20 protein-coding genes are annotated in these 23,443 nt (G+C 51.4%); 11 read left to right on the top strand and 9 right to left on the bottom strand.

Features of this window, described 5'->3' with window-relative positions; translation table 11 throughout:
* The first annotated feature begins 48 nt into the window (after positions 1 to 48).
* The 7 genes from hrpA (at position 49) to ACJJI6_RS12775 (ending at position 9,173) form a co-directional block, all read left to right on the top strand.
* Positions 49 to 3,963 (top strand): ATP-dependent RNA helicase HrpA, encoded by a 3,915-nt coding sequence (gene hrpA / locus ACJJI6_RS12805; RefSeq protein WP_475710731.1) that lies wholly within the window; start codon positions 49 to 51, stop codon positions 3,961 to 3,963.
* Between the two features lie 239 nt (positions 3,964 to 4,202).
* Complete coding sequence (locus ACJJI6_RS12800; RefSeq protein ID WP_108731896.1) at positions 4,203 to 4,502, top strand: HvfA family oxazolone/thioamide-modified RiPP metallophore; 300 nt, start codon at positions 4,203 to 4,205, stop codon at positions 4,500 to 4,502.
* Positions 4,503 to 4,590: 88 nt separating this feature from the next.
* A complete protein-coding gene (locus ACJJI6_RS12795; protein WP_475713453.1) occupies positions 4,591 to 5,436 on the top strand; it encodes an HvfB family MNIO-type RiPP peptide maturase in 846 nt (281 codons plus the stop codon).
* Positions 5,417 to 6,187, top strand: a complete 771-nt coding sequence (locus ACJJI6_RS12790) for an HvfC family RiPP maturation protein (RefSeq protein WP_444934936.1) — start codon at positions 5,417 to 5,419, stop codon at positions 6,185 to 6,187. The genes ACJJI6_RS12795 and ACJJI6_RS12790 overlap by 20 nt, the downstream gene beginning before the upstream one ends.
* Before the next feature lie 127 nt (positions 6,188 to 6,314).
* A complete protein-coding gene (locus ACJJI6_RS12785) occupies positions 6,315 to 7,217 on the top strand; it encodes an MlaA family lipoprotein (RefSeq protein WP_444934937.1) in 903 nt (300 codons plus the stop codon).
* Positions 7,218 to 7,255: 38 nt separating this feature from the next.
* Positions 7,256 to 8,434, top strand: coding sequence for a PP2C family protein-serine/threonine phosphatase (locus tag ACJJI6_RS12780; protein ID WP_445363291.1), 1,179 nt, complete (start codon positions 7,256 to 7,258; stop codon positions 8,432 to 8,434).
* 220 nt (positions 8,435 to 8,654) lie between these two features.
* Positions 8,655 to 9,173, top strand: coding sequence for an STAS domain-containing protein (locus tag ACJJI6_RS12775; RefSeq protein WP_282934161.1), 519 nt, complete (start codon positions 8,655 to 8,657; stop codon positions 9,171 to 9,173).
* 43 nt (positions 9,174 to 9,216) lie between these two features.
* Here ACJJI6_RS12775 and ACJJI6_RS12770 read toward each other — a convergent pair whose 3' ends face one another.
* The 4 genes from ACJJI6_RS12770 to ACJJI6_RS12755 form a co-directional block, all read right to left on the bottom strand.
* Complete coding sequence (locus ACJJI6_RS12770) at positions 9,217 to 9,675, bottom strand: tellurite resistance TerB family protein (RefSeq protein WP_413664485.1); 459 nt, start codon at positions 9,673 to 9,675, stop codon at positions 9,217 to 9,219.
* Positions 9,656 to 10,651 carry a transaldolase gene (gene tal, locus ACJJI6_RS12765; RefSeq protein ID WP_475710729.1) on the bottom strand — a complete coding sequence of 332 codons (996 nt, stop codon included), beginning with the start codon at positions 10,649 to 10,651 and terminating at the stop codon, positions 9,656 to 9,658. Before tal ends, ACJJI6_RS12770 begins: the two co-directional genes overlap by 20 nt.
* 44 nt (positions 10,652 to 10,695) lie before the next feature.
* A complete protein-coding gene (gene dusA, locus ACJJI6_RS12760; RefSeq protein ID WP_475710727.1) occupies positions 10,696 to 11,673 on the bottom strand; it encodes a tRNA dihydrouridine(20/20a) synthase DusA in 978 nt (325 codons plus the stop codon).
* A gap of 842 nt (positions 11,674 to 12,515) precedes the next feature.
* The gene (locus ACJJI6_RS12755; RefSeq protein WP_413664488.1) at positions 12,516 to 12,686 is read right to left on the bottom strand and encodes a LysR family transcriptional regulator; all 171 of its coding nucleotides are present in this window, start codon (positions 12,684 to 12,686) and stop codon (positions 12,516 to 12,518) included.
* Positions 12,687 to 12,797: 111 nt separating this feature from the next.
* On the opposite strand from ACJJI6_RS12755, the gene ACJJI6_RS12750 reads away from it, so the two are divergent.
* On the top strand, positions 12,798 to 13,490 hold the full coding sequence (locus ACJJI6_RS12750) for a pirin family protein (protein WP_444926752.1): 693 nt from the start codon (positions 12,798 to 12,800) through the stop codon (positions 13,488 to 13,490).
* Between the two features lie 16 nt (positions 13,491 to 13,506).
* Positions 13,507 to 14,130: an isochorismatase family protein gene (locus ACJJI6_RS12745; protein WP_444912166.1), complete on the top strand. Its 624-nt coding sequence runs from the start codon at positions 13,507 to 13,509 to the stop codon at positions 14,128 to 14,130.
* 345 nt (positions 14,131 to 14,475) lie between these two features.
* Here ACJJI6_RS12745 and ACJJI6_RS12740 read toward each other — a convergent pair whose 3' ends face one another.
* Together ACJJI6_RS12740 and ACJJI6_RS12735 are read right to left on the bottom strand one after the other, a co-directional pair.
* Positions 14,476 to 15,684: a glycerol-3-phosphate dehydrogenase/oxidase gene (locus ACJJI6_RS12740; protein WP_444906338.1), complete on the bottom strand. Its 1,209-nt coding sequence runs from the start codon at positions 15,682 to 15,684 to the stop codon at positions 14,476 to 14,478.
* Positions 15,668 to 16,360 (bottom strand): glycerophosphodiester phosphodiesterase family protein, encoded by a 693-nt coding sequence (locus tag ACJJI6_RS12735; protein ID WP_413664492.1) that lies wholly within the window; start codon positions 16,358 to 16,360, stop codon positions 15,668 to 15,670. Before ACJJI6_RS12735 ends, ACJJI6_RS12740 begins: the two co-directional genes overlap by 17 nt.
* 460 nt (positions 16,361 to 16,820) lie before the next feature.
* Here ACJJI6_RS12735 and ACJJI6_RS12730 point away from each other — a divergent pair, with 460 nt between their 5' ends.
* Positions 16,821 to 17,504 carry a fimbrial biogenesis chaperone gene (locus ACJJI6_RS12730; protein WP_444934989.1) on the top strand — a complete coding sequence of 228 codons (684 nt, stop codon included), beginning with the start codon at positions 16,821 to 16,823 and terminating at the stop codon, positions 17,502 to 17,504.
* Between the two features lie 61 nt (positions 17,505 to 17,565).
* Here ACJJI6_RS12730 and ACJJI6_RS12725 read toward each other — a convergent pair whose 3' ends face one another.
* Genes ACJJI6_RS12725 through ACJJI6_RS12715 form a run of 3 tightly spaced genes read right to left on the bottom strand, consistent with a single transcriptional unit; the run spans position 17,566 to position 21,579 of the window.
* The gene (locus ACJJI6_RS12725) at positions 17,566 to 18,513 is read right to left on the bottom strand and encodes a hypothetical protein (protein ID WP_475710726.1); all 948 of its coding nucleotides are present in this window, start codon (positions 18,511 to 18,513) and stop codon (positions 17,566 to 17,568) included.
* The gene (locus tag ACJJI6_RS12720; RefSeq protein ID WP_444926754.1) at positions 18,500 to 21,013 is read right to left on the bottom strand and encodes a TcfC E-set like domain-containing protein; all 2,514 of its coding nucleotides are present in this window, start codon (positions 21,011 to 21,013) and stop codon (positions 18,500 to 18,502) included. The genes ACJJI6_RS12725 and ACJJI6_RS12720 overlap by 14 nt, the downstream gene beginning before the upstream one ends.
* 38 nt (positions 21,014 to 21,051) lie before the next feature.
* Positions 21,052 to 21,579 (bottom strand): hypothetical protein, encoded by a 528-nt coding sequence (locus ACJJI6_RS12715; RefSeq protein ID WP_413664496.1) that lies wholly within the window; start codon positions 21,577 to 21,579, stop codon positions 21,052 to 21,054.
* 276 nt (positions 21,580 to 21,855) lie between these two features.
* On the opposite strand from ACJJI6_RS12715, the gene gltX reads away from it, so the two are divergent.
* On the top strand, positions 21,856 to 23,331 hold the full coding sequence (gene gltX / locus ACJJI6_RS12710; RefSeq protein ID WP_475710724.1) for a glutamate--tRNA ligase: 1,476 nt from the start codon (positions 21,856 to 21,858) through the stop codon (positions 23,329 to 23,331).
* Positions 23,332 to 23,443 lie beyond the last annotated feature (112 nt).

The raw sequence follows: 23,443 nt of genomic DNA, 5'->3' as shown, positions 1-23,443 counted from the left end.
GCGGTGCTCAGGGGGTATAATCCCGCGTTTGCCATTGCTGTACGAATTATGAGTCACACCGAAGCAGAAAAAGTACTGGGGGCGCTGCAGGCCCGAATCTCCGCGACCATGGGGCGTGACCGCTATGGGTTGCGCAGGACTGTCAAAAATGTGCGCCGGCGCCAGAAAGAGGGCAAGCCGGTAGATCGCATGTTGGCCCAATTGGAGCAACAGCTCCAAGCGTCTGAGACCCTGGTGGAGGAGCGCCGGCGCAAGTTGCCGGAAGTGCAGTGGCCGGAGTCGTTGCCAGTGGTAGCGCGGCGGGAGGAAATCGCCGAGCAGATCGAGAAAAATCAGGTTGTAGTGATTGCCGGTGAAACCGGTTCTGGTAAAACCACTCAGTTGCCAAAAATTTGCCTGTCACTGGGCCGGGGAATTTATGGCCAGATCGGCCACACCCAGCCGCGCAGGATTGCCGCGCGCACTGTAGCCAATCGAATTGCTGAGGAGCTGGGGCAGCCCCTGGGAGAGTCCGTCGGTTACCAGGTGCGCTTTACCGACCACAGCACCGAGCATACCCACGTCAAACTGATGACAGACGGTATCCTGCTGGCTGAAATTCAGCGCGATCCCCTGTTAAATAAATACGATACGTTGATCATCGATGAGGCCCATGAGCGCAGCCTTAATATTGATTTTCTGTTGGGCTATTTGAAAACCATACTGCCCAAGCGCCCTGACCTGAAACTGATAATTACCTCGGCCACCATCGACCTAGAAAAATTTTCCCGGCACTTTGGCGATGCGCCGATTATCGAGGTTTCCGGTCGTACTTACCCGGTGGAAGTTCACTATCGCCCCGCAGCGGATACGGATGCAGATCTCAACGAGCAGGTGGTCACTGCTGTGGAGGAGTTGCTGCACGAGGAAAAGTCCAGCAGTCGGCGCGGTGGGGATATCCTGGTATTTATGAGCGGCGAGCGGGAAATCCGCGAGTGCGCCAAGGCTTTGCGGGATGCGCAGATAGCGCAATTGGAAGTCCTGCCCCTGTATGCACGCTTGAGCCTTGCGGAGCAAGCCAAAGTTTTCCATGGCCATAAAGGCCGCCGCATCGTACTCGCTACCAATGTGGCGGAGACCTCTATTACGGTGCCCGGTATCCGTTATGTGATCGACCCGGGTACTGCACGAGTGAGCCGCTACAGCTATCGCAGTAAAATTCAGCGGCTGCCTATAGAGCCGGTTTCCCAGGCCAGCGCCAACCAGCGTGCCGGTCGCTGTGGCCGTGTCAGCGCCGGTGTTTGTGTGCGCTTGTATGAAGAGCGGGATTTTGAGCAGCGCCCGGAATTTACTGATGCGGAAATTTTGCGTACGAATCTGGCCGCAGTCATTCTGCAAATGTTGCAGTTGCGTATCGGTGATATCCGCGAGTTTCCATTTGTCGATCCGCCGGACCCACGACTGATTAATGACGGCTATAAATTGCTGCAGGAATTACAGGCGGTAGATGAGCAGGGCCGGGTCACTAAATTGGGGCGATCCCTATCTAGGTTGCCTTTAGACCCGCGCCTGAGCCGTATGTTATTGGCGGGGGCAGAGAATGGCAGTGCGCGGGAGCTCTTGATTATTGTCGCCGCTCTGGCCGTGCAGGACCCGCGCGAGCGCCCGGCAGAAAAACGCCAGGCTGCGGATGAAAAGCATCGCCAGTGGCAGCATGAACAATCGGATTTTTTATCCTTCGTTCAGCTGTGGGATGCCTTTGAAGTCCAGCGTCAGGAACTGAGTCAAAATCAGTTGCGCAAGTGGTGCCAGAAAAACTTCCTGTCCTGGCTGCGTATGCGTGAGTGGAGAGATATCCACCATCAGTTGCGCGTAGCTTGTCGCGATCTCGAAGTTAAAGAAAACAAAGAGCCGGCGGAATACGAAGCGATACACCGAGCCATCGTGGTGGGATTGCTGGGCAATATTGGCGCGCGGGATGAAAACAAGGAGTTTAACGGCTGCCGCAATCGTCGTTTCCATATTTTCCCAGGCTCTGGCCAATTTAAAAAACCTCCCCGCTGGGTGGTGTCTGCCCAGTTACTGGAGACCAGCCGCTTGTTCGCCCATACCGTAGCCAAGGTCGAGCCCGAGTGGATATTGGCCGCCGCGCAGCACCTGGTTAAGCGCAATTATTTTGAACCCCATTTTGACGCGCGCTCCGGGCAGGTGATGGCCTTTGAGAAGGTCTCCCTTTACGGTTTGGTGCTGGTGGAAAAACGCCGAATTCCCTACGGCAAACTGGACCCGCAAACTTCTCGGGAAGTGTTTATTCGCCAGGCGCTGGTGGAGCAACGCTATCGCGGTAAGGGCCGATTTTATAAGCACTATCTCGACCTGTTGAAGTCCCTGGAAGAGCTGGAAGCCAAATCCCGTCGCCGGGATATTCTGGTGGATGATGAAGTGGTGTACCGTTTCTTTGATGAGCGTATCCCGGCGGATATCGTCAACCTGGCTGGATTTGAGCACTGGCGCAAGAAAGCGGAATCCAGCGATACACAGCTGCTGTTTATTCCCCGCGACTTATTGATGCAGCAGAGTGCCGATCATGTGGGAGAGGCCCAATTCCCCAATGAGTTGCAGGCGAGCGGTATTGTCTATCCGCTCAGCTATCACTTTGAGCCTGGCAGTGTGGATGATGGCGTCAGTATCCAGGTGCCGGTTGCAGCGCTGCACCAGGTGCCGGCAGCTCGCCTCTCCTGGTTGGTGCCGGGCATCTTGCGGGACAAGTGCATCGCTTTGGTAAAAGCCCTGCCCAAGCAGTGGCGCAAGTATTTTGTGCCAGTGCCGGCTGCGATAGATAAGGCTTTGCCCCGACTGCGTGCAGACAATACTCCGTTGTGGCAGTCGTTGGCTCTGGAGCTGAAGCGCCAGACAGCACAGCAGCTGCCAGATGAGGTGTGGGAGTCTGCGGAACAGGCCCTGGAAGATTATTACCGTTTCAATATCCAGGTGATGGATGAAGCCGGTAAATTGCTGGATCAAGATCGGGATTTGGCCCTATTGCAGGCGCGCTACCGGGATCGGGTACAGCAGGGGCTGGCAACAGCTGGCGACAGTTTTGAGCGGGAGGGTATTTCCCGCTGGGACTTCGGTAATCTTCCAGAGACCCACACCCTCAACCAGGGTGGGCTCAAGGTGCGGGCTTACCCCGCGCTGGTTGAAGGAAAAGACAGTGTTTCCCTGAAGCTACTGGATAACCCCAGTGAGGCTCGCAGGCTTACTCGCGCCGGTATTTGTCGTTTGGCTCTGTTGCACTTGCCGGAGAAGGTGAAGTATCTGCGCAAAGAGCTGTTGCGAGGTAAGGAGCTGGGGCTTTCTGCAGCGGATCTGGGGCGCCGTGAGGAGGTAGCTGACGACATCCTGATGGCAGCCGTGCGCGAAGTTTTCTGGCCCAAAGAGGAGTTGCCGCGCACCGAAGCTGAATTCCTGGCCGCTTTGGGAAATGACGGTGACTTGGTGGGGGTGGCCCAAGAGATTGGTGATCTGTTGGTCAAGGCCCTGGCTCAGCTGGTGCCACTGCGCAAACAAATCAAACAGCAGAAAAACCTGGCGGTCGCAATGGCGGTGGGGGATATCCAGCAGCAACTGGCTGGGCTCTTCTACCGAGGCTGCCTGTTTGATACTCCGCTGTCATGGCTGCGCCAGTACGGCCGCTATCTGAAGGCGATCGCAATGCGCTTGGAAAAGGCCGCTCTCGACCCTAACCGTGACCGAAAACTGCAAGTTGAATACCAGAAGGCGGCGGAGCCTTACTTGGCGCAAGTGGAGAAATATTCACCCAGAGAACTCTCTGCAGAGGCAGAATTGCGTGAGTTTCGCTGGATGTTGGAGGAATTTCGTGTTTCCTTATTCGCGCAGACTCTAAAAACCCTGATGCCGGTGTCATCCAAGCGCTTAAGCAAGTCATGGGCAGGAATTGATGGGAAAGGTTTGCTTGGTTGATTTTCTCTATGGAAAAGAGATCACAAAAAAAATTTTGATCAAGTGTAAGAATTTGATGGAGAGCCCGACAGAAGTACTGAAAGCAGGCCTGGAGCCCAGAATGACCCCTTGATACCGGTTATTTTGTGGCGGGTTCTATTCAATGACTGATTTTTGTTTCGCAGCATTATACTTCTGCGGAGTGGAAAAAAGTCTCTTGTACTTTTTATTGCTAAGGACACCTAGTTAGGAGATTCACTATGAACAAGAAGCACCTTTCCCCTGTAGCCGCCGCAGTTGGCGCAGCGTTTATCGCCACTGCCGCTATGAATGTATCTGCTGCCAACAGCAATGCTAACCCCTTTGCCGCAGCAGACCTGAGCTCAGGCTACAACGTGGCGCTGGCTGATCACGATGGTGATGATAAAAAGAAAGAGGGTAAGTGCGGCGAAGGCAAGTGCGGCGAAGGTAAGAAAAAAGAAGGCAAGTGCGGCGAAGGTAAGTGCGGCGAAGGCAAGAAAAAAGAAGGTAAGTGCGGCGAAGGTAAGTGTGGCGGGTAATTTTTCGTTGTACTCAAAGAGGGTGGATACGCTTTAGCGATCCACCCTGTTTTTTATTGATCGCTGAAAATAGTGAGACCTGAAAGTGTTGCGCGAGTTTTCCGTAGAAGGCGCTGGGTTTGGATTGCGCCGCTCAATGATGGGTGAAAACCTTGATACAGATGCCGTAGATTTTCTGGAGGTAGCACCTGAGAACTGGATTGGTGTTGGCGGTCGCTATGGGCGCTGGTTTAAGGAATATACAGAGCGTTTTCCTTTTTTACTTCACGGTTTATCTCTCTCGATTGGTGCACCAGAACCATTGGATATGGAATTGGTTGCAGCCATTAAAAAATTTATCAAGCAACACAATATTCACGGTTACAGTGAGCACTTGAGTTATTGCTCAGATCACGGCCATCTGTACGATTTATTGCCCATTCCCTTTACGCAAGAAGCGGTGATGTATGTTGCCGAGCGAATCCGTATGGTCCAGGACGCACTGGAAGAACGGATTGCAATGGAGAATGTCTCCTACTATGCGGCGCCGGGCCAGGAGATGACTGAACTGGCTTTTTTAAATGCGGTGCTGGAAGAGGCCGATTGTGATTTGCTTCTGGACGTGAACAATATTTATGTAAACTCGATTAACCATCGCTACGATGCGCTGGACTTTCTATCTGCACTACCTACTGAAAGAATTCGCTACGTACATATTGCCGGGCACTATGATGAGGCAGAGGATTTAAAGGTGGACACCCATGGTGCACCGGTTATTGATCCTGTGTGGGAACTTCTGGATCGCGCCTACGATATTCACGGTGTGATGCCGACGCTACTTGAGCGGGATTTTAATATTCCGCCGATTCCCAAATTACTCGAAGAAGTAGGACATATTAAAACCATTCAGGCCAGTCACCAGGTGGAAGAGAATTATGTCCTCAGTCGTCGATAAGCCCGAGACATTCAAAAGTGTGCAGCGGGACTTTGCTGCCCATTTGCGCGCACCGGATCAAGTTGCGCCGCCGGCAGAAATTGAGGACCGGCGTGTCGCTATTTATCGAGATTTGATTTACAACAATATTGAGTCCTTTGTTGCCAGTGGATTCCCGGTATTGCGCAGTCTTTATAGCGACGAAGACTGGCATCAAATGGTGCGTGATTTTGTCCACAAACACACATCCGTTAGCCCGTATTTTTTGCAGATCAGTGAAGAGTTTCTCTCATATTTACAGAACGAACGGGGAGAACAACCACAAGATCCTCCCTTTTTGTTGGAACTTGCCCACTACGAGTGGGTAGAGTTGGCTTTAGATGTCAGTGATGTGGAATTACCGGAAGGGCTGGCGATAGAGGGGGATGTTTTACAGCAAGTTCCTGTAGTTTCCCCTCTTGTCTGGAGCCTCAGCTACCGCTACCCAGTGCATCGCCTGGGGCCGGATTTTCAGCCCCAAGAGCCGCCGGAGGTACCGACGTTCCTTTTCGTTTACCGGGATCATTCCGACAAAGTGAATTTTATGGAGATCAATGCCGTCACCGCCAGATTGTTGCAGTTGGTCTCTGCGGGCGATTACACCGGCTTACAAATATTGGAACAGATGGCTCAGGAATTACCCAATATTAGTCGTGACTCCTTATTTGATTTTGGTGCCGATTTATTAGAAAAACTACTGAATAAAGGGGTTATTGCCGGTTTAAAGGCTTAGCCTGTGATTGCCTGAAACTCCTTTATCTTTGGCAAATCCCAGCTGCTATGCTGCCGAGGGTAGCTTACGAATTACTAGGGCGTTAGAATCCTTGGTCTCATTAGTTTGATATAAGAGGAGCAGGGTTGTGCTTGGAAGCAAAACTTTATCGCCCTGGTTAATGGCAACTCTGATAGCTGTTACTCCAGTAGGGGCGCTAGCGCAACAAGATCCGTTTGGTGGTGTAGCTCAAAACCCGGCTGCGGTAGATACCAGCGGAGCAGAGGATGCCAGTGCCGATGACGGGGGCCTGTCTCTCGAGGATGAGTACGGCTTTGATCCTGCCGATGAATTTGGTGGTGCCGAGGGCGAAGATTTATCACTTCGCGACCCCTGGGAAGGTTTTAATCGGGCCATATTCTCCTTCAACGATGGCGCAGATCGCTATGTGTTGAAGCCCGCCGCTGTCAGCTATCGCCAAATTACTCCGATTTTCGTGCAGCACGGTGTCAGCAACTTTTTCGACAACCTGCGCGAAGTTACCAATACCTTTAATGATGTTCTGCAGGGTAAATGGGGCCAAGCGGGCAATGACGCCGGTCGTTTCCTGGTGAATTCTACGGTGGGTATTGCCGGTATTCTGGATGTTGCCCAGCATATGGGTCTCGAGCAGGGTGATGGCGAGGACTTTGGCCAGACCTTGGCTGTTTGGGGAGTCCCTTCTGGCCCCTACCTGGTTTTACCGCTACTGGGTCCGTCCACTGTACGGGATACCCCTGCCAGGGTCGTGGATTACTACACCAACCCCTTGACCTATGTAAATGACGACGCGACCAAATATGCATTGAAGGGTACAGATATCATTCAGAGCCGTGCCAGCCTGCTGCAAGCGGAGTCCCTGTTACATGGTGATCGCTATGTACTCTTGCGGGATGCTTACCTGCAGCGCCGCGACTATTTGATTGTCGATGGTGAAATGGATGTTCAAACCGAAGAAGAGGCCGCAGAGGCAATTGATCAGGGTGAAGTGGAAGAGGCTTCCGACTACTGATTTGTCACCTAGGGCAGATAACTTTTTAGAGCCTTTATATGGCCGGCCCCAGTAGCCTGGTGCTTACCGACGATGAGCGCTCCCGCAATTTTTTGCGAGGGGCGCTTTCGCGTTTTGGCTTCCAGGTAAGTGTTGCCAACAACGGGGAAGATGGCATCGGCCAGTTCAGCCCCGGTGCTTTCCATATCGTATTGATTGATCGCTATTTGCCGGATATGAGTGGGCTGGAAGTGTTGCGGCGGATAAAGCGCATAGCCCCAGAAGTGGCTGCAGTAATTATTGCCTCAGACAGTGCTGCCGATGATGTACTCCAAGCGATGCGCCTTGGAGCCAAAGACTACTTGGTTAAACCCCTGGAAGAAGCAGCGGCTATTGATCGTATGATCTGCCGTATCAGCGGTGAAGAAAACCTGGCGAAGCAGAATCGCGAATATAAAGTGACCTTGGAGCGTCGCAACAGTGAACTGCGGGATCATGTCGAGCTGCTGCGCAGAGACCAGGAAGCTGGCCGTTTACTGCAACAGCATTTACTTCCCCGTACCCCCTATCACTACCCCAGCGGTGTGGAAGCATCCTACCGGCTGGTTCCCTCCCTGTACCTGAGTGGTGATTTTGTTGATTACGGCTTGTTCGGTGAGCGCTTTGTAGCCTTTTACCTGGTCGATGTGTCGGGCCATGGTGTCTCTTCTGCGCTGGTTACTGCCCTGATTAAGCACAGTATTATGCATCGCTTGCGGGAGCGCCCCTTATTTGCCCAGCTGGACTCCCTCAGTGATGACTTGTTGGATGTCCTTAATTTGGTCAATGGCGAGTTGTTATCCACAAAATTGGGCAAGCACGCCAGTATGTTTGTCGGGGTTGTGGATAGTAGTGCTCAGCAATTGCACTATGCCGTCGCCGGGCAAATACCTATGCCGGCTCTGGTTAGTGAGGCGGGTGCAGACTGGTTGCCGGGAAAAGGGCGTCCCCTGGGTATTTTTGAACGGGGTGATTGGCAAGTGATGCGTGCTGAGCTGCCGCCCGCTTGGCGCCTGGTCGCTTGTTCCGACGGTGTACTTGAATTATTACAGGGCGATCTGCTCGATAAAGAGGCCCAGCTTTTGCAGGCTATTTCAGAGAGTGGGGGAGAACTCGACAGGCTCTGTCAGTCTCTAAAAATGGATACTTTTGGTGCCCTTCCGGACGATATTACGATTCTCACTTTAGGCCGCCAATAATGCCTAAAACTTCTATCGATAGTCTTCGACTATGAAGTCGAATTTTGTGCTTTATCGCACTTGTCAGTCTGCATAGTCAGGAGTAAGCTCCGCCCACTTTATGCACAAAATTGCACTAGGCGCCAAAAACGTCAAATGCTATTGTGTTCTCTACCAGTGAACTTTTGCCATCCGCCTGCACTTCTATCAAAAGGTGTATTCGGGTGAGCCAGGGGTTGTTATGCAGTCCGGGCAAATTATGGTTGGGGCCCACCAGGGCATCTACGTCATCAAGTTAGTAGGTGATGTTCGTCTCAACCTTTGTACCTCATTTGATAGCTTTATCGACAACATGTTTGCACGGGGTGATTTTGCCGGAGTGGCATTTGATCTCGGTGGTGCAGAAGGTGTTGATAGTACGACCCTCGGCCTGATGGCGAAGATTGCTATTCGCGCTCTGGAGCGGGGCTGTGATAAGCCGCTGGTATTCTCTGCGGGTAAAGGTATCCGCCATCTATTGGACGCTATGGGCTTTGATTCGTTGGTTGAAATCAGCGATACGGTCCACGATATGAGCGTACCCACCACGCCTTTGGTATGTAATAGCCCCGACGAATGTGCTGCGCGGGAAAAGGTGCTGGAAGCTCACCGGGTATTGATGAGCATGAACGAGCAAAACGCCGAGACTTTTCGCGACTTGGTACATACCCTGGAGCGAGAATGTTCCCCGGTTGCCAAATCTTCGGCGCATTATCACTAGCGCTTATTCTCTCCTAATCCCGAGTCCTGGAAATCTCCCTTTCTTAGCAACGCTTCATATCCCTCGCTTCGGCGCGTGCCTTGGTGAAGAGTCCGTGTGGCAGATAAATTAGCTCTGCCACCCTGCGAATCAGGTGCTCCTCGAAAGCCTCGATAACATCATCTGAAAAAGCTACCTGCCACATCTGCAAAATCAGCAGGTATTTATCTCTCTCGCTGAACTGTTCATTCACCGCCTGGGTGAACTCGAACAGGGATGTGGCTCTGTCCCGTTGGCTAATAGCTTCACTGACTATTTCTGTGGCACTAGTCTGGTCGAGAGAGTAGTGCTGGCATAGGAGTTGTGTGAGCGTTTCACGCTCACACTCATCGAGCTTTTGATCGACAGTGGCGACCTCGACTAACAGCGCAGCGCTGATCATCCGCACATCTTTTTCATCACGTGCTTCAACATCAACGCTATTTCCTATCTGCTCAAACAGTTTACGGATTTGTTGCAGCATGAATTTCCTGCTGTCCCTTTACTCGGTTCTGTAACAATAGCTCTAAACGTTCCTGATCCTTCACGAAGTTCCGGATGCCGTCGGCAAGCTTTTCAGTGGCCATGGCATCGCTATTCAATTGAAAGCGGAATTCGGCTTCAGCCAGATCCTGTGTCGGCCGGGATTTGGTTGCGGATACCGGTGGCAGGCCAGCAGCGAGAGGTGCCTCACTGTCCTCCAGGGCCTGTAATAGCTGAGGGCTGATTGTTAGTCGATCGCAACCAGCCAGGGCCTCGATCTCCCCGGTATTGCGGAAGCTGGCGCCCATCACAATGGTTTTGTAGTCTCGGGACTTGTAGTACTCATAGATATTGCGCACCGAGATTACGCCCGGGTCCTCTTCCGCAGGGAATGACTCGCGGCCGCTGTTGGCGATATGCCAATCGAGGATTCGACCGACGAAGGGGGAGATCAGAGTTACCCCGGCTTCGGCACAGGCAATCGCCTGGGATTGACTGAACAACAAGGTCAGGTTGCAGTGGATTCCCTCGCGCTCCAGTACTGATGCGGCGGCAATGCCTTCCCATGTCGACGCGATCTTGATCAATACCCGCTCTTTGGCAATACCTGCGCGTTCATAGAGGGTGATCAGGTGGCGTGCGTAATCAATAGTAGCGCGGGTATCAAAGGAGAGGCGAGCATCGACCTCGGTGGATACCACTCCGGGCACCAACTGCAAGATTTCCGTGCCGATGCTGACAGCCAGTTTGATGGCGGCCAGCCGCGCAATGTTTTCTGGGCTTGAGCCTCCCTGGTGGCTCTCGGCCCACTGGAGTGCCTCGGCGATATGGTTGTCGTACTGAGGGAGCTGGGCGGCCTTAAACAGTAGGGAGGGATTGGTTGTTGCATCTTGAGGACAATATCGGCGAATCGCTTCAATGTCTCCCGTATCTGCTACAACCTGGCTGCGCTGTTTGACTTGCTCCAACTTGTTCATGGTTCCTCCCTTAATTATTCACTGGTCTACATATTGAAAGCGGTCTAAGCGGCTTGGGTGACCTGGGCCAGTGCCTGTTCAAGCACCTCGGGACCCGCCCCCGGCTTGTGGGCATTTTCGCTCAAATGGCGGCGGAAGCGCCGAGCACCAGGAAGCCCCTGGAATAACCCGAGCATATGCCGGGTGATATAATTCAAGCGCTGTCCACGCTGCATTTCCTGCTCGATATAGGGCAGCATCTGCTCTACCACCTGGATGGCATCCGGGCCGGTCTCACCGCCAAATAATTGGCTGTCCACCTGGGCCAGGATTGTCGGGGTTTGGTAAGCCGCGCGCCCCAGCATAACACCATCCACGTGGCTTAAATGTTGCTGGCATTCCTCAATTGAATTGATCCCCCCATTAATAACAATTTGTAGTTGGGGGTAATCCTTCTTCAACTGGTAAACCATGTCGTAATTGAGCGGAGGAATTTCACGGTTTTCCTTGGGGCTTAGCCCCTTTAGCCACGCTTTGCGCGCGTGGACGATAAAGGTATCCACACCGGCATTGGCCTGGGCCTCCACGAAGCGGGTCAGGCCTGGGTAGTCTTCCATATCGTCGATGCCGATACGGTGCTTGACGGTAACCGGAATAGATACTGCTTCACGCATGGCAGTGAGCCCTGCGGCTACCACATCCGGTTCCGCCATAAGGCAGGCGCCAAAGCGCCCGGACTGGACTCGGTCACTGGGGCAGCCACAGTTAAGGTTGATTTCGCTATAGCCCCACTCCTCGGCGATACGGGCGCATTCAGCCAGTTCTTGAGGGTCACTGCCCCCTAACTGCAGGGCGACAGGTTGTTCAGCTGCATCAAATTGCAAATGTCGCTGTTGGTCACCATGCAGTATTGCCCCAGTGGTCACCATTTCCGAATACAGGCGTGCATGCTTGCTCAATAGGCGCCACATATAGCGGCAATGGCGGTCGCTCCAATCGAGAAGCGGAGCGGTACAAAAGCGATGGGGGCTAAAATCGGACATAAACTACGGTGTAACAGACTAATAAAAACAGAGTAGCCCGCCATTATATGGGATGTAAAACGTAGACCCCATGTGGAAATGTATCTGGATGAGGGTATTTTGACCTCTTGAGCATTTATTGTGCCCAACAGTTGTACCGGTTGCATGGGGCTGACAGCTGTCCCGCTGGGCAACGTATGCTTGCTGGGCTGGTAGTGAAGCTCCAGAACCGGGGCCTCTTTTGGTGAATACTTAGCGCTAATAGGCTCGCCTAAGTGGTGAGTAACTGGGGTAAGGTCAGAGTATTATCTTGCCAGCAGTTTATTGAGAGCATGGACTCTGTATGGCGTTATTAAATAGCAGCTTCTTTTTTAACTTAACTTTCCGTAGTGGAAAGTCAGAAGTTTAATTGCTTAGAAATAACATTTTTTCGTCCGCTATTCTTGCGGCCAGATATTACATAGTTTTCTTTGTTTAAATATCTCAGGTAGAGCCCCGATAAACGCAAAGATTTAAGCAATCTTGATTCTATTTTATGGACGTGGTGCATAAATGATCTTTCATCCCACGCTCTAATTTTGCAATAGATTGTCAACAGTGCCTTGATTAATAATTTAGAAGTCATCCGAAAAATTTAGATTTATATTTTCTCAAGCACCTATTTCATACTGCGAAATTATGGTGAGGATCTTACCAGGGCGCTAATTAAATAACTTTCGATGATTCTCCTAACCTTTAATTTTCGTAGGAGTTTCATATTTTAAGGTGAGCTGGGTCGGTAATGAACCTGCAGGATTTCAGACACTTCCCCTTCGGCCAATATCACCTCTTCTTCAATATGCAGACAGTGATTTAAATACTTCCTACCCATCTCCTTTAAACTTTGAGAGCCTGACTGATAGCTGACCCTCCAGGTGGGCGACTTTCTTACTTAGGTTGGCTTTTGGTATAGCCAGGCGATTTGCGGCTTGGATAAAGCTACCTGCTTCCATCACGGCTAAAAGCACCATCATCTCTTTGAGATCTTGGCTCATAGAAATCTATTGTTGTTGAAAATGAGATAGTTATATTCTGATTTTGGTATATATAAAACAATAAGTTGTACCTAAGATACCTCCATCGCTTACATATTTTGGAGGCATATCATGAAAATCCTCAAGCGTGACTCACTACCACTTGGCGGTTTTGCTGGGCTTACCGAGCACAGGTTGGTCACGGATAGCCAGGTATTCGGTCCACACAAACATCCACATACCTCTGAAGGGCTCGATAATTTTGTATATCTGGCCGATGCCCGCTTCAACCCGAAAGGCGAAACAGGCATGCACCCTCACCGTGAGATAGATGTGATTTCGGTCATGGTGGATGGACGAATACAACATGAGGGATCTTTAGAGCATGGAAAAGGTTTAGATAAAGGAGGAGTGCAAGTCCAGCGAGCTGGAGGCCAGGGGTTTACGCACAACGAGGTGAACCCGGATAGTAAAAAAAATCGAATGATCCAGTTATGGGTCTTACCAACTGTCTCTGGTCAAGCCGCAGGCTACAAGTATTACATGCCCAGCCCAAATAAGGTCACCCGGGTTTATGGGGGCCGCGATGATCAAACAGTGACCTTTGATAACAGTACGATTATCGAGATCGCCAATTTAAATGCAGCTGAGCAAATTTCATTTAATGGTGAAACTCTGGTTTACCTAACTAAAGGCTGGGGAGTCTTTTCTGAATCTGGGCAAAAAGAAAACGTGAAGGATGGAGATTTAATTAGGAGTTATAGCGGTAAGTTAATTGCAGATGTTAATACAAGTGCAATTGTTATTAGAAAGTTAAAACATTAAATAAGTAGGTGGCACCGTGAATAAGTTTTCAGAGACCTTAACTAAAGACAATTCTGTGTTGGCATTAATTGATCATCAAACGGGATTATTGGTGAGTTGTCGGGATCTGGATCCGCATCTGATGACGGAGAACATAAAGGGATTGGCAAATCTTGCGAAAGCAGTAGGTTTACCCACTGTTGTTACCGCGAGTATGCCTGAAGGCCCTAATGGTCCTATTATGCCAGAGATAACAACCATCTTGGGCAGTGAAATAATTGAGCGTGAAGGTGAGATAAACGCGTGGAAAAGTCCGGAGTTTAAGCGAGCTATTGAGGCAACCGGGCGTAAAAAAATAATTATGGCTGGCATCGTTACGGATGTCTGCTTGATGTTTCCCGCTATCTCTGCTGTAGCCGAAGGGTATGATGTATATGCCGTAGTGGATGCTTCTGGTACTTGGAATAGTACAGTGACACAAGCTGCTATGCATCGTATGACGCAGGCGGGGGTTAAAGTTGCTACCTGGTCATCCGTGTTGGCTGAGATGATGGATGATTGGCGAAGTGATCACGGCACGGAGCTTGGGGGCATATTAGCTCAACACACGACCTATCGATGGGTATATAACAGCTACCTTACTGCAGCAAACCAAAAGTAATTCAAAGCCCCTCTCATTTTTACGGGAGGGCGGGAGTATATCTATGGTTCATCACAATAAGCATTTTGCTACATTAATTACTTTTTTATCCCTGATTCCTTTGGTTTATTTTATTCCCGACAGCTTAGCCCTAATTTTGCCAGATCATAAATTGTTACAAGTAATTACTGCTGTGGCGATTATAGTACCGATTATTAGCTATTTGATTATACCGTTCGCTTTCTATTTGGTTGGGCACATTTACGGTAAAAAGGTGAAGAGATAATTTATTTGTCAGATGACTATTTTGGGTTGATATTAAAGTGACTTGAAGTCGAAAAATTAAACTGCACATTCAAAATGTATTTAAATATTTCGCTCTCTCTCGGAGGAACTATCTTCTGTTTTGGTCGGGGTATTTTTTGTAGCAATCGATCGACCAGCCTGGAGGGTGGGCTCCAGTTTTTTCAGTATCTTGCGGGCAGTAGCGCGGTAGCTGGTCAATTTGCCGCCTGCTACGGCCAACATCCGTGGCTTCTTATCGTCATCGCAGCAAATAATGGACTCCCGGGATCGCGCGAAGGGGCTCTTCTCCATTTCAGGGAGTACTCGCAGCCCCGCATAACTCTCACAAATGTCCTCGCCGTTCAGCCCTCGGGCTTGCGCAAAATATTTCTGTACGGCCTGTAAGAGATAGCTCTCTTCTTCGAGAGTCGGTGTTACGTCGCGAGGATCGCCGAAATAGGGCCGCTCTGTGGTCCCTACCAGGGTTTTGTCTTGCCAGGGCATTACAAAAATTGCGCGTCCGTCATCAGCTTCGACGTAGTAGATTTTGTCGCCCAGTGATAGAGGCAACAAGATATGGGTGCCTGCAACCAAGTCGATAGGTGGAATATCTACTGGGGGCGTACAGCGAGCATTGGTATTGGCTACCCAGGGGCCACTGCAATTGACCAGTGCACGGGTGCGCAGGGTGTTGAGCTTGCCGTTTGCTACATAATCAATCCGGACATGGTCGCGGGTGACTTCAGCGCCTACCAAACTGCCAGGGCAAATTATTTGAGCGCCTTGAGCGACTGCCGAAGCCACAACGTCACGGGTTAAAGCGGCATCGTCGGTTTGTGCATCGTAGTAGCGAAATACAGCCTTCAGGCCTTCCCGATTCAGACCCGGCAAGCTGTCCCATTGGGATTTAGGGACTTTTCGAAAGCGGGAATCGCTGTTGTTTATTCCCGACAACAGGCTGTAGAGGCTCAACCCCAAGCGGACCAGCCAGGCCGGTCTCCTGCTGTGCTGGTAGATAGGGATATAAAAAGGGACCATTCTCACGAGTTCAGGCTTGTTATCCAGTAGCCACTTTCTCTCCCGCAGGCACTCGTAGACCAAACGGAACTGGCCGCTCTCCAGGTAACGCAAGCCGCCGTGAATGAGTTTGGAGGAGCGAGAGGAAGTGGCGGCGGCGATACCCAGCTGTTCGAGTATCACCACGGAATAGTGATTTGTGGCCAGAACCTCAGCGGCTCCTGCTCCCTGTATACCTGCGCCGACTACCAAGACATCAAAATCCGTAGACATCACTCGCTTCCCGGGAGCGCATCAGCAGCGGCAAGTTGCCGGTGAGAATATGGTGAGCACCGCGCTTGCGCCAGAGTACTGCCTCTTCTGTCGAGTTGATTTCATAGACAACCCATTGCCAGGGGCCTGGGGGCAATTCGTCACATTCAACCTGGCTGTCGCGAATTAGTAGATATTCTGGCGCCAAAGTAACAATGTCGGCAGATAGGCACCGGGAGACACTATTGATCTCAAGGGCAACCCGATGCCAGCCCATATTGCGGGCGGCTCTGAGGCTGCGGCAGTCTGCGGTGAGTAGAGCGAATGACTCATTCTCACTGCGCATCAGCTCCATTAACTTTTTAACGGCGGTGACAAATCCAGTGGCGGCGATATTGGCAGGTGAGATACCGATAAACCAATCCAGGTGGCGATGGCAGCTGGCCCAGTCCACCAGCTCGATAAAGCGATTGATCGACTGGTGGTGTAACTGTGAGTCCCTAAGGGAGTGGAAGACCTGGGACTGGTCATTGCCGGGGATGTGCAGGCTATCCTCGTGGAAGCACCAGGGGGTGCCGTCGGCGCTGAAACGGATATCGCACTGAATAGCGCAGGCCCCCAGATTATGGGCCGCCTCGAAAGCGGCAATCGTATTCTCTGGTTGGCGGGTCTTGTCGCCGCGATGAGCAATTAACATGTGAATCTGGTCCGAAAAGCGGGTGTTATTGTCGTCTGGAATTGGGCGTAATTTGGCCTTTGCCCAGAGATGAACCGGACCCTGGCTGGAGCCGGGTCATACAGGAAAAATAGACGGTGCCACCGCTGTTGCAAGGTTCACGGGGAGGAAATATGGGACCAGAGGGCTATCAATGGAGGGCTGGGGTTTTTACATAGTGATGATGCTGAATCGATTGCATACTGCCCATATGGATAGCGCGCCACTAAGTTAGCTAGCGGTATGTCCCGTCAGGATGATCTATTACGTTGGCAGTGTTTTACTTTTCAGGCGGTGTAGGGCAAATCAGTATTGCCTCTTATTTACTAGCGGGGCTGGTGATGTTGATTTAAGGGAGGCTCATTAGGTTCCGATTTGACTTGTGGATAAAACAGCCCGATATTGCGCTTACTATAAGAAGTTCTAAGAGTACCCGCTCTTTATGAAAAAAGTACTGCTTTCACTGCTATTCTTTGTCGTCCAGCCAGTAATGGCAGCTATGTCTGTGGATAAAATTGTCCTTTACCTGGAAGATACTCCCAGCGCCCGGGATGATGTTCTCGTCAGCAATCCAGATAATGAGACGCTATATATCCAAACTGAAATATTCCGTGTGGATAACCCCGGCCATGATAATGAGAGTCGAGTCAGGGTGATAAATCCCGATGAATTTAAACTCCTTGTCAGCCCCGCAAGAGCTGTCCTGGCTCCCGGAGAGAGAAAGCGCTTTCGCTTAATGGCCTTAGATAGAGATCTTGAAGAGGAAAAAGTCTACCGGGTGACTTTTAAACCTGTTGTAGGTGATATCAAGAGTGACAGAACGGCACTAAAAATCCTTGTAGCTTATCAGGCATTGGTATTTGTGCAGCCAAAAGGCGGAGCTTATAAAATTGATTTAGTGGCTGAAGGGGATCATTACCGACTCACGAATAGTGGCAATATTAATGTAGAAGTCGTGGAAGTACGTCATTGTGTGACTGAAGAGAAGTGTGAAAAACTTGAGGCCACCGGTCGGTTATACGCTGGCACCAGTATCGAAGTAACGGGTAAACCCGTTGGCGGCGAGCTGGAAGTTTTACTGCGAGGGCAGCAGAGTGAGCGGGTTCGTTTTCCTCTTAGTGGCTAATTAGAATTGGTTGCTTGCCTATAGCAGGCTGGGCGGATTAAAGGATTATTTTGTATTTAGCTCACTGGCTGCTCACCGTTACTGTGAGTACATCGGTGTAGAGAGGTTCGCCCGCGTTTTCCCAGTCTGAGGGCGCAATGGAAATATAAATTCGCGCATTATCAGAAAGGCAGTTTTCATCCGAAGTTCGGCTAAAACTGCCGGAGATATCGCCAAGGCTATCCGGGGAAATGCCTGAAGTTGCAGCCAGGTTGTCTGAGAAGGCAACGCTGTAGGGGATTTGTTCACTGTTTCCCCCCAATTCATAGGCACTACTGCCTGATCCCCCGGTGCTGCCATTGGCGCTGGACAGGTTTACTGTGTAACCGCTAAATCCTATACCGCCAACACAAAAGTCCTCACTGCCCTCAATGGCCTGTCCAAACAGGGTGCCACTGTTGCTGAGGTCTATATCGCCCAGATTGCGAATGGCGATGTTTGGCTCTACGTCCAGCACAATGTCAAACTGAACTGTTTCGGTGCCGGCAGTCCAAATAATAAAATAATTATTCAGTGTCATCTCAAAGCTGGCGGAGTAGCGGCTGGAAGAGGGTATTTGGCTGCTGTCCAGCTCGATCACTAAATAAGTATCTGCATCGTCGCTGGTGCCGGCAAAAGTAGCGGACTGAGTTCCTGGACTGAGTGTTTCCGTGGTGCCGTTATTGGCTCGAAATGAAATATCAATATCCAGCTGTTCACCACTGTCCGCAAATAGTGCGAAAGTAGATCCACTGAGCGGACTCACTTCTACATCGTAGCGTAGGGTCCAGCTTCCCAGCAGGCTTCGGGTAGTGAACTGAATTTCTTTAGGTTCTGATTCGTAATCAATAGTGTGTGAATCTTCCAAGCCACAAACTCGCAAATCGTCATTGCTGGAGCAATTTACCTGGGCTTGTACTGGTATATTAAATAGCGGAATCAACAGCGCAGAGACTAGGCCAAGTTTTTGCAGCTTCTTAGTTATGGACACGGCTTACCTCTGCTATTTGCCCAGTCTGGCATTTGGCCTCTGACTCTTCTATGGTTCCCAGGTTGAGCCAGCTATCACCTGATGAAGTGGCCTCGATTGAGGCTTTACAATTTCCCCAGCGAACTTCTGTATTTAGGATGGTGTTATGTTCACCGTGGAATTCCATTTGGAAAACGCCGTATTGGTCAGTTTTCGCTGAGTGTTCGCCAATGATTACTTCTGTATTTGCCAGCCCCTGGCCAAGGCTGGTTAATCGGCCCAGTACCAGGATTTGTGGCAGTATTTGGTAGCTGCTGGCGCCCACATTGCCCGGATACAGGGTAATGGTTTCGGAGGTTTCCCGGTAATCGAAAAAGCCCTCTTCCAGGGGCCGGAGGGAAAGGTCGTAACTGCGATAAGCCGGTAAATTAATCACTGACGTTGTGCCGCCTTTGGCGTATCCACGGCGGCTGCCATTAACCAAAACTTCAAAATCTTTATCTTCACTGCCTTCGATATTTACGATAACTGCGCTCTGGAGATTTTGCTCACCGCCCCAATTGAGGGAATTTTTTGTGGCAATTAGGTTGGTGCTGAACCCTCCGAGGTAGTTGATCGCACGGCCTTCATCATCATCGTAAAGCCCAACTGCAGTATTCAAATATCCGTGATGTCCCGCTAAATGCGTACGGGCCTCCAGGTAATTGGCTTCAGGGGATGCTTCCATAGAAAGCTGCTGTTCAAATTCAGCCGCCCATAAATCCCGGTCGTACCAGCGGCTTTGTAGTGCAAATCGCTCGCTGCTAGTGCTTTGTTCGCTGTTGTCGCTATAGAGATTAGCGGTGTGTTGCCAGTGTTTGGAGCGCATTCGGAACTGGAATTCCAGACTGGTGTATTGATCGCCGTCTGCATCACTGTGGGACAGAGTGGCGTTGCCGAGCCAGCGGGTGCTCTTAAAAATGGGGTGGCGGAACTCCAGGGTTTTTAACTTCTGGGCACTGCTCAGTGAATCGCCGTTGTCGATACTGCCGGGGAGTTGGTTTTGGTCCCGCTCGCTGAATCTTAGGGATAGCTGTCCGCCCAATACTGCTGTGCGCAAACTCAGACTTGTTTGGGAATAGCTGCCCGGCAGCAATGTATATTTATCGTTATTGAACGGCGTTTTATTGGCATCCAGCTCGGTTTTTACTGCACTAAAAGTCCCGTAGGGCATTTTAAGTAATGCCTGCAATCGGTATCCACTGCGTCCATCACCGGATGTCACCAAGCTTGGGGAGACTTCAACGCCTTCGCCAATCCAGCGACCGCCGACTTCCAACAATTGCTGCTCCTCGGTTGCGGCACCAGAAACAAAAAGACCCAATCCGGTCGTTAAACGGCGTGCGATAGAGGCCGTAATAATTCCATCGTCGTATTGGTCCGGCAGAGTGTCGTCCCAAAAACTGCGGGTGGGCAAACCTGCCTGCAAGCTCCAAAACCACTCGCCTGGGGCTGGCAATAGCGAATCCTTGGCAAAGAATTCGATATGCCGGCTTAATACCCGCCCCGCTTCATCGTAGGTGCGCACCTCAATATCGTAGGCGCCGTGGGGTAGGGTAGAGGTGTTTAACAGGCGGTTGCCGGCCTCCAGTAGTTCGGTGTGGATAAGTCGTTCATCCCGATATACCTCGACTCTACCGCGCACCGGCATATTTATTTCAACCGGCGCTCCCTGTTGATAACTGATATCGGTTCGGGTGCGCTGGGAAGTGCGTAGCTCTACGCCATAGATCGCTTCCTGGGGCCGGAAATAGCCAAAGCCACCCTGGGGTTGTAAAAGGCCGGCCGAATAGGCTTGCCCCCGAAAATCCCGACTCCAATACAGGCTATGGATCCGGCTGTCCTGCTCTGAGGCCGCAGACCATTGTGAATGCAGAGCGCTCTCACCAAAGCTCACTATGGTGTTGCCATTTAATGCAGCGCTATAGCTGTCCGGGCCCCAATCACTTTCAACCCCACTCCAGGAACCGCTCAGGTTTTGCACGATAGAGAAGTCAGAACTCGCTTCCGGCAAATAAGGATCATTGATTGCTGCTTGTTGCGGCAACAGCTCTTGTGAGAAAAAAAGATCCAGCCGGTAGAACTGCTCATCGTAAATAACGGCAAACTCCGATGGCATTAAGTAGCCACAGCCAATCTGCCGGTTTGAGCGGCATACATGGTGACTGTTTCTTATTTGCGGTCGTTCGAGGATGGAGAGAATCCGCTCGGTATCGCGAACTTCGGGCAACAGTTCGAGTACCTCAGACGGGGAGTCAAAGCGAACAAAGCGCGGATCTATTGTGACTTGCGCAGCACCAATTTCCCGGCCGCCGTAGTAGAGATCCACCACGAGTTGCTGGGGTTCGGTGAGATCATCAAACCCTTCAGGAGCAGAGGTTTCCAGTAGGAAAGTCGCTGCGGTCGCTGCAAGGGTATCGGGGCAGGAGGCTTGCACCAGACACAAAGCCAGTGCAAGGCGCCCCAGATGACGTCCTGCCATATTGAGCTATGGCTGGCAGGGCCAGCCACTCTTTACTGTTACTCGGAGGCGACAGTGATCAGCAGGGTATCGGTATAGGTGGTGCCATTTAGCACAGTTGCAGTTTCCCAAGCGCTGTTGGCCACAGTGATTTGGAAGCGCGCGTTATCGCTGGAGCCGCAGGAAGCGATATTCCGGGTTTGGCCTGTCAGCGCATCGCCCTCGATAACAGTAGTAAAAGTACCGGAGGTGCTGTTATCAAAACCAACACTGTAGGGCACGTTGTTGGTGCCGTCGGTCAGGGTAAATTCCGTGTCATTCTCACCGTCATTACTGTCGAAAGTAATGCTGTAGGTGGAGAACCCGAGGCCGCCCACACAGAAATCTTCGGTGCCTACGGCATCGGTACCCAAAGTGGGATCGGTAATCGTGAGGTTGTCTACACGAGTGATCTCAATAGTGGGTGTGAAAGAGAGGGTGATATCACTGCTTGCACTATCAGTAGCGGCCATTGAAGCGGCAGAAATGCTGAAAAGGGTACCTGCTGCAATAGCAGAAAACAGTGTGCGAACTACATTTTTTTGCATGGTATGCCATCCTGAGCGATTAATTTATCGTTCTTAGGGAGAAGCTGCTCGCGGAAACCCCTGCAGAATTTGGGGTAATACGTTAGTCAAGCCATTCCTTCTTTATGGCGGCAATAATACTTTTTTCGTGATGTATGTCACGTCATTAGCTCACAATAATGAAGTTATGGCGCGTAAATATTCTTATTGAGGAGAAAACCCCGCCTGTGCCAAGAGGCTGGCCAGCGCTATAATCCTGCGGTTTAACGAGTCCTCCATTTATCAATCAGGTTTATCATGACCGTAAGAACCCGAATCGCACCGTCTCCAACCGGTGATCCCCACGTTGGTACAGCCTATATTGCCCTCTTCAACCAGTGCTTTGCCCGCGCCCAAGGCGGCCAGTTTGTATTGCGTATTGAAGACACCGACCAGCAGCGCAGTACCCCGGAATCGGAGAAAGCCATTCTCGACAGCCTGCGTTGGCTCGGGCTGGATTGGCAGGAAGGACCGGATGTCGGCGGCCCTCACGGCCCCTATCGCCAGAGTGAGCGCGGCGATATCTACAAAACTTACTGCGATGAGCTGGTACAAAAAGGGCACGCCTTCCACTGCTACCGTACGGCGGAAGAACTGGAGCAACTCCGTGAAGGATTGCGCGAAGCGGGGCGTACTTCACTGAAGCCCAGTGACCTGGCTCTGCCGGAAGAGGAAGTTGAAAAGCGTCGCGCTGCCGGAGCACCTTATGTAGTGCGTATGAATGTGCCTGAGAGCGGTACTTGTGTGGTGGAAGATCTGCTGCGCGGTACTATTGAAATTGATTGGGCCCAGGTAGACGCACAAATTCTGCTCAAGTCCGATGGTATGCCCACTTACCACTTGGCGAATGTGGTGGATGATCACCTGATGGAGATCACCCATGTTCTTCGCGGTGAGGAGTGGATCAACTCCGCACCTAAGCACAAACTGCTGTACGAATACTTCGGTTGGGAAATGCCGGTGCTCTGCCACCTGCCGCTGTTGCGCAACCCGGACAAGACCAAGCTTTCCAAGCGCAAGAACCCCACCTCTATCCTGTATTACCAGCGCGCCGGCTTTATGCCCGAAGCACTGCTTAACTACCTCGGCCGTATGGGTTGGTCCATGCCGGATGAGCGCGAGAAGTTTTCTCTCGAAGAGATGCTGGAGCATTTCGATATTCAACGTGTCTCCCTGGGCGGCCCGGTATTCGATGTAGAGAAACTGTCCTGGTTGAACGGCCTGTGGATTCGCGAACTGGAAAACGAGCAACTCGCCGATCGCCTGACCGAGTGGATGTTTAACCGCGACAACCTGCTTAAGGTTCTGCCCCAGGCGAAAGAGCGCATGGAAACCTTCGGTGACTTTGCTCCGCTGGTTAGCTTCCTCGCCTCTGGCAAATTGCCCCTGACCGAAGACAGCTTCAACGGTAACAAGCTGCCCCTGGATGACCAGAAGAAGCTGCTTCAATTTACCCTGTGGCGCTTGGAAGCCCTGCGCGCCTGGGACAAGGACAGTATCTTCCAGGCAGTGAAGGCCCTGTCCACAGCCATGGAAATCAAGCTGAAAGACTTTAACGCCCCACTGTTTGTCGCCATCAGCGGCACCACTGCGTCCTTCTCCGTGATGGAAGCCATGGTGCTCCTGGGCCCCGACCTCAGCCGCGCCCGCCTGCGCCAGGCGATCGACGTATTGGGCGGTGCCGGGAAGAAGGTGCTGAAGCGCTGGGAAAAAGAGTACGCTGGACTCAAGTAAGGCTGATTCGCGTTGGTGAGCCCCTGGAAGCGGCAGCCTCCGGGGGCCTGTGGTGTCAGCAGCTAACTAATTGATTAAAAAGTTATTTTTTTCTGTTGACAGGCGCCTAAAC

Source organism: Microbulbifer maximicatervae (SeqCode) (assembly GCF_056232625.1).
Note: the sequence above shows the minus strand (reverse complement) of the source record. Positions and strands in the feature narration are given on the sequence as shown.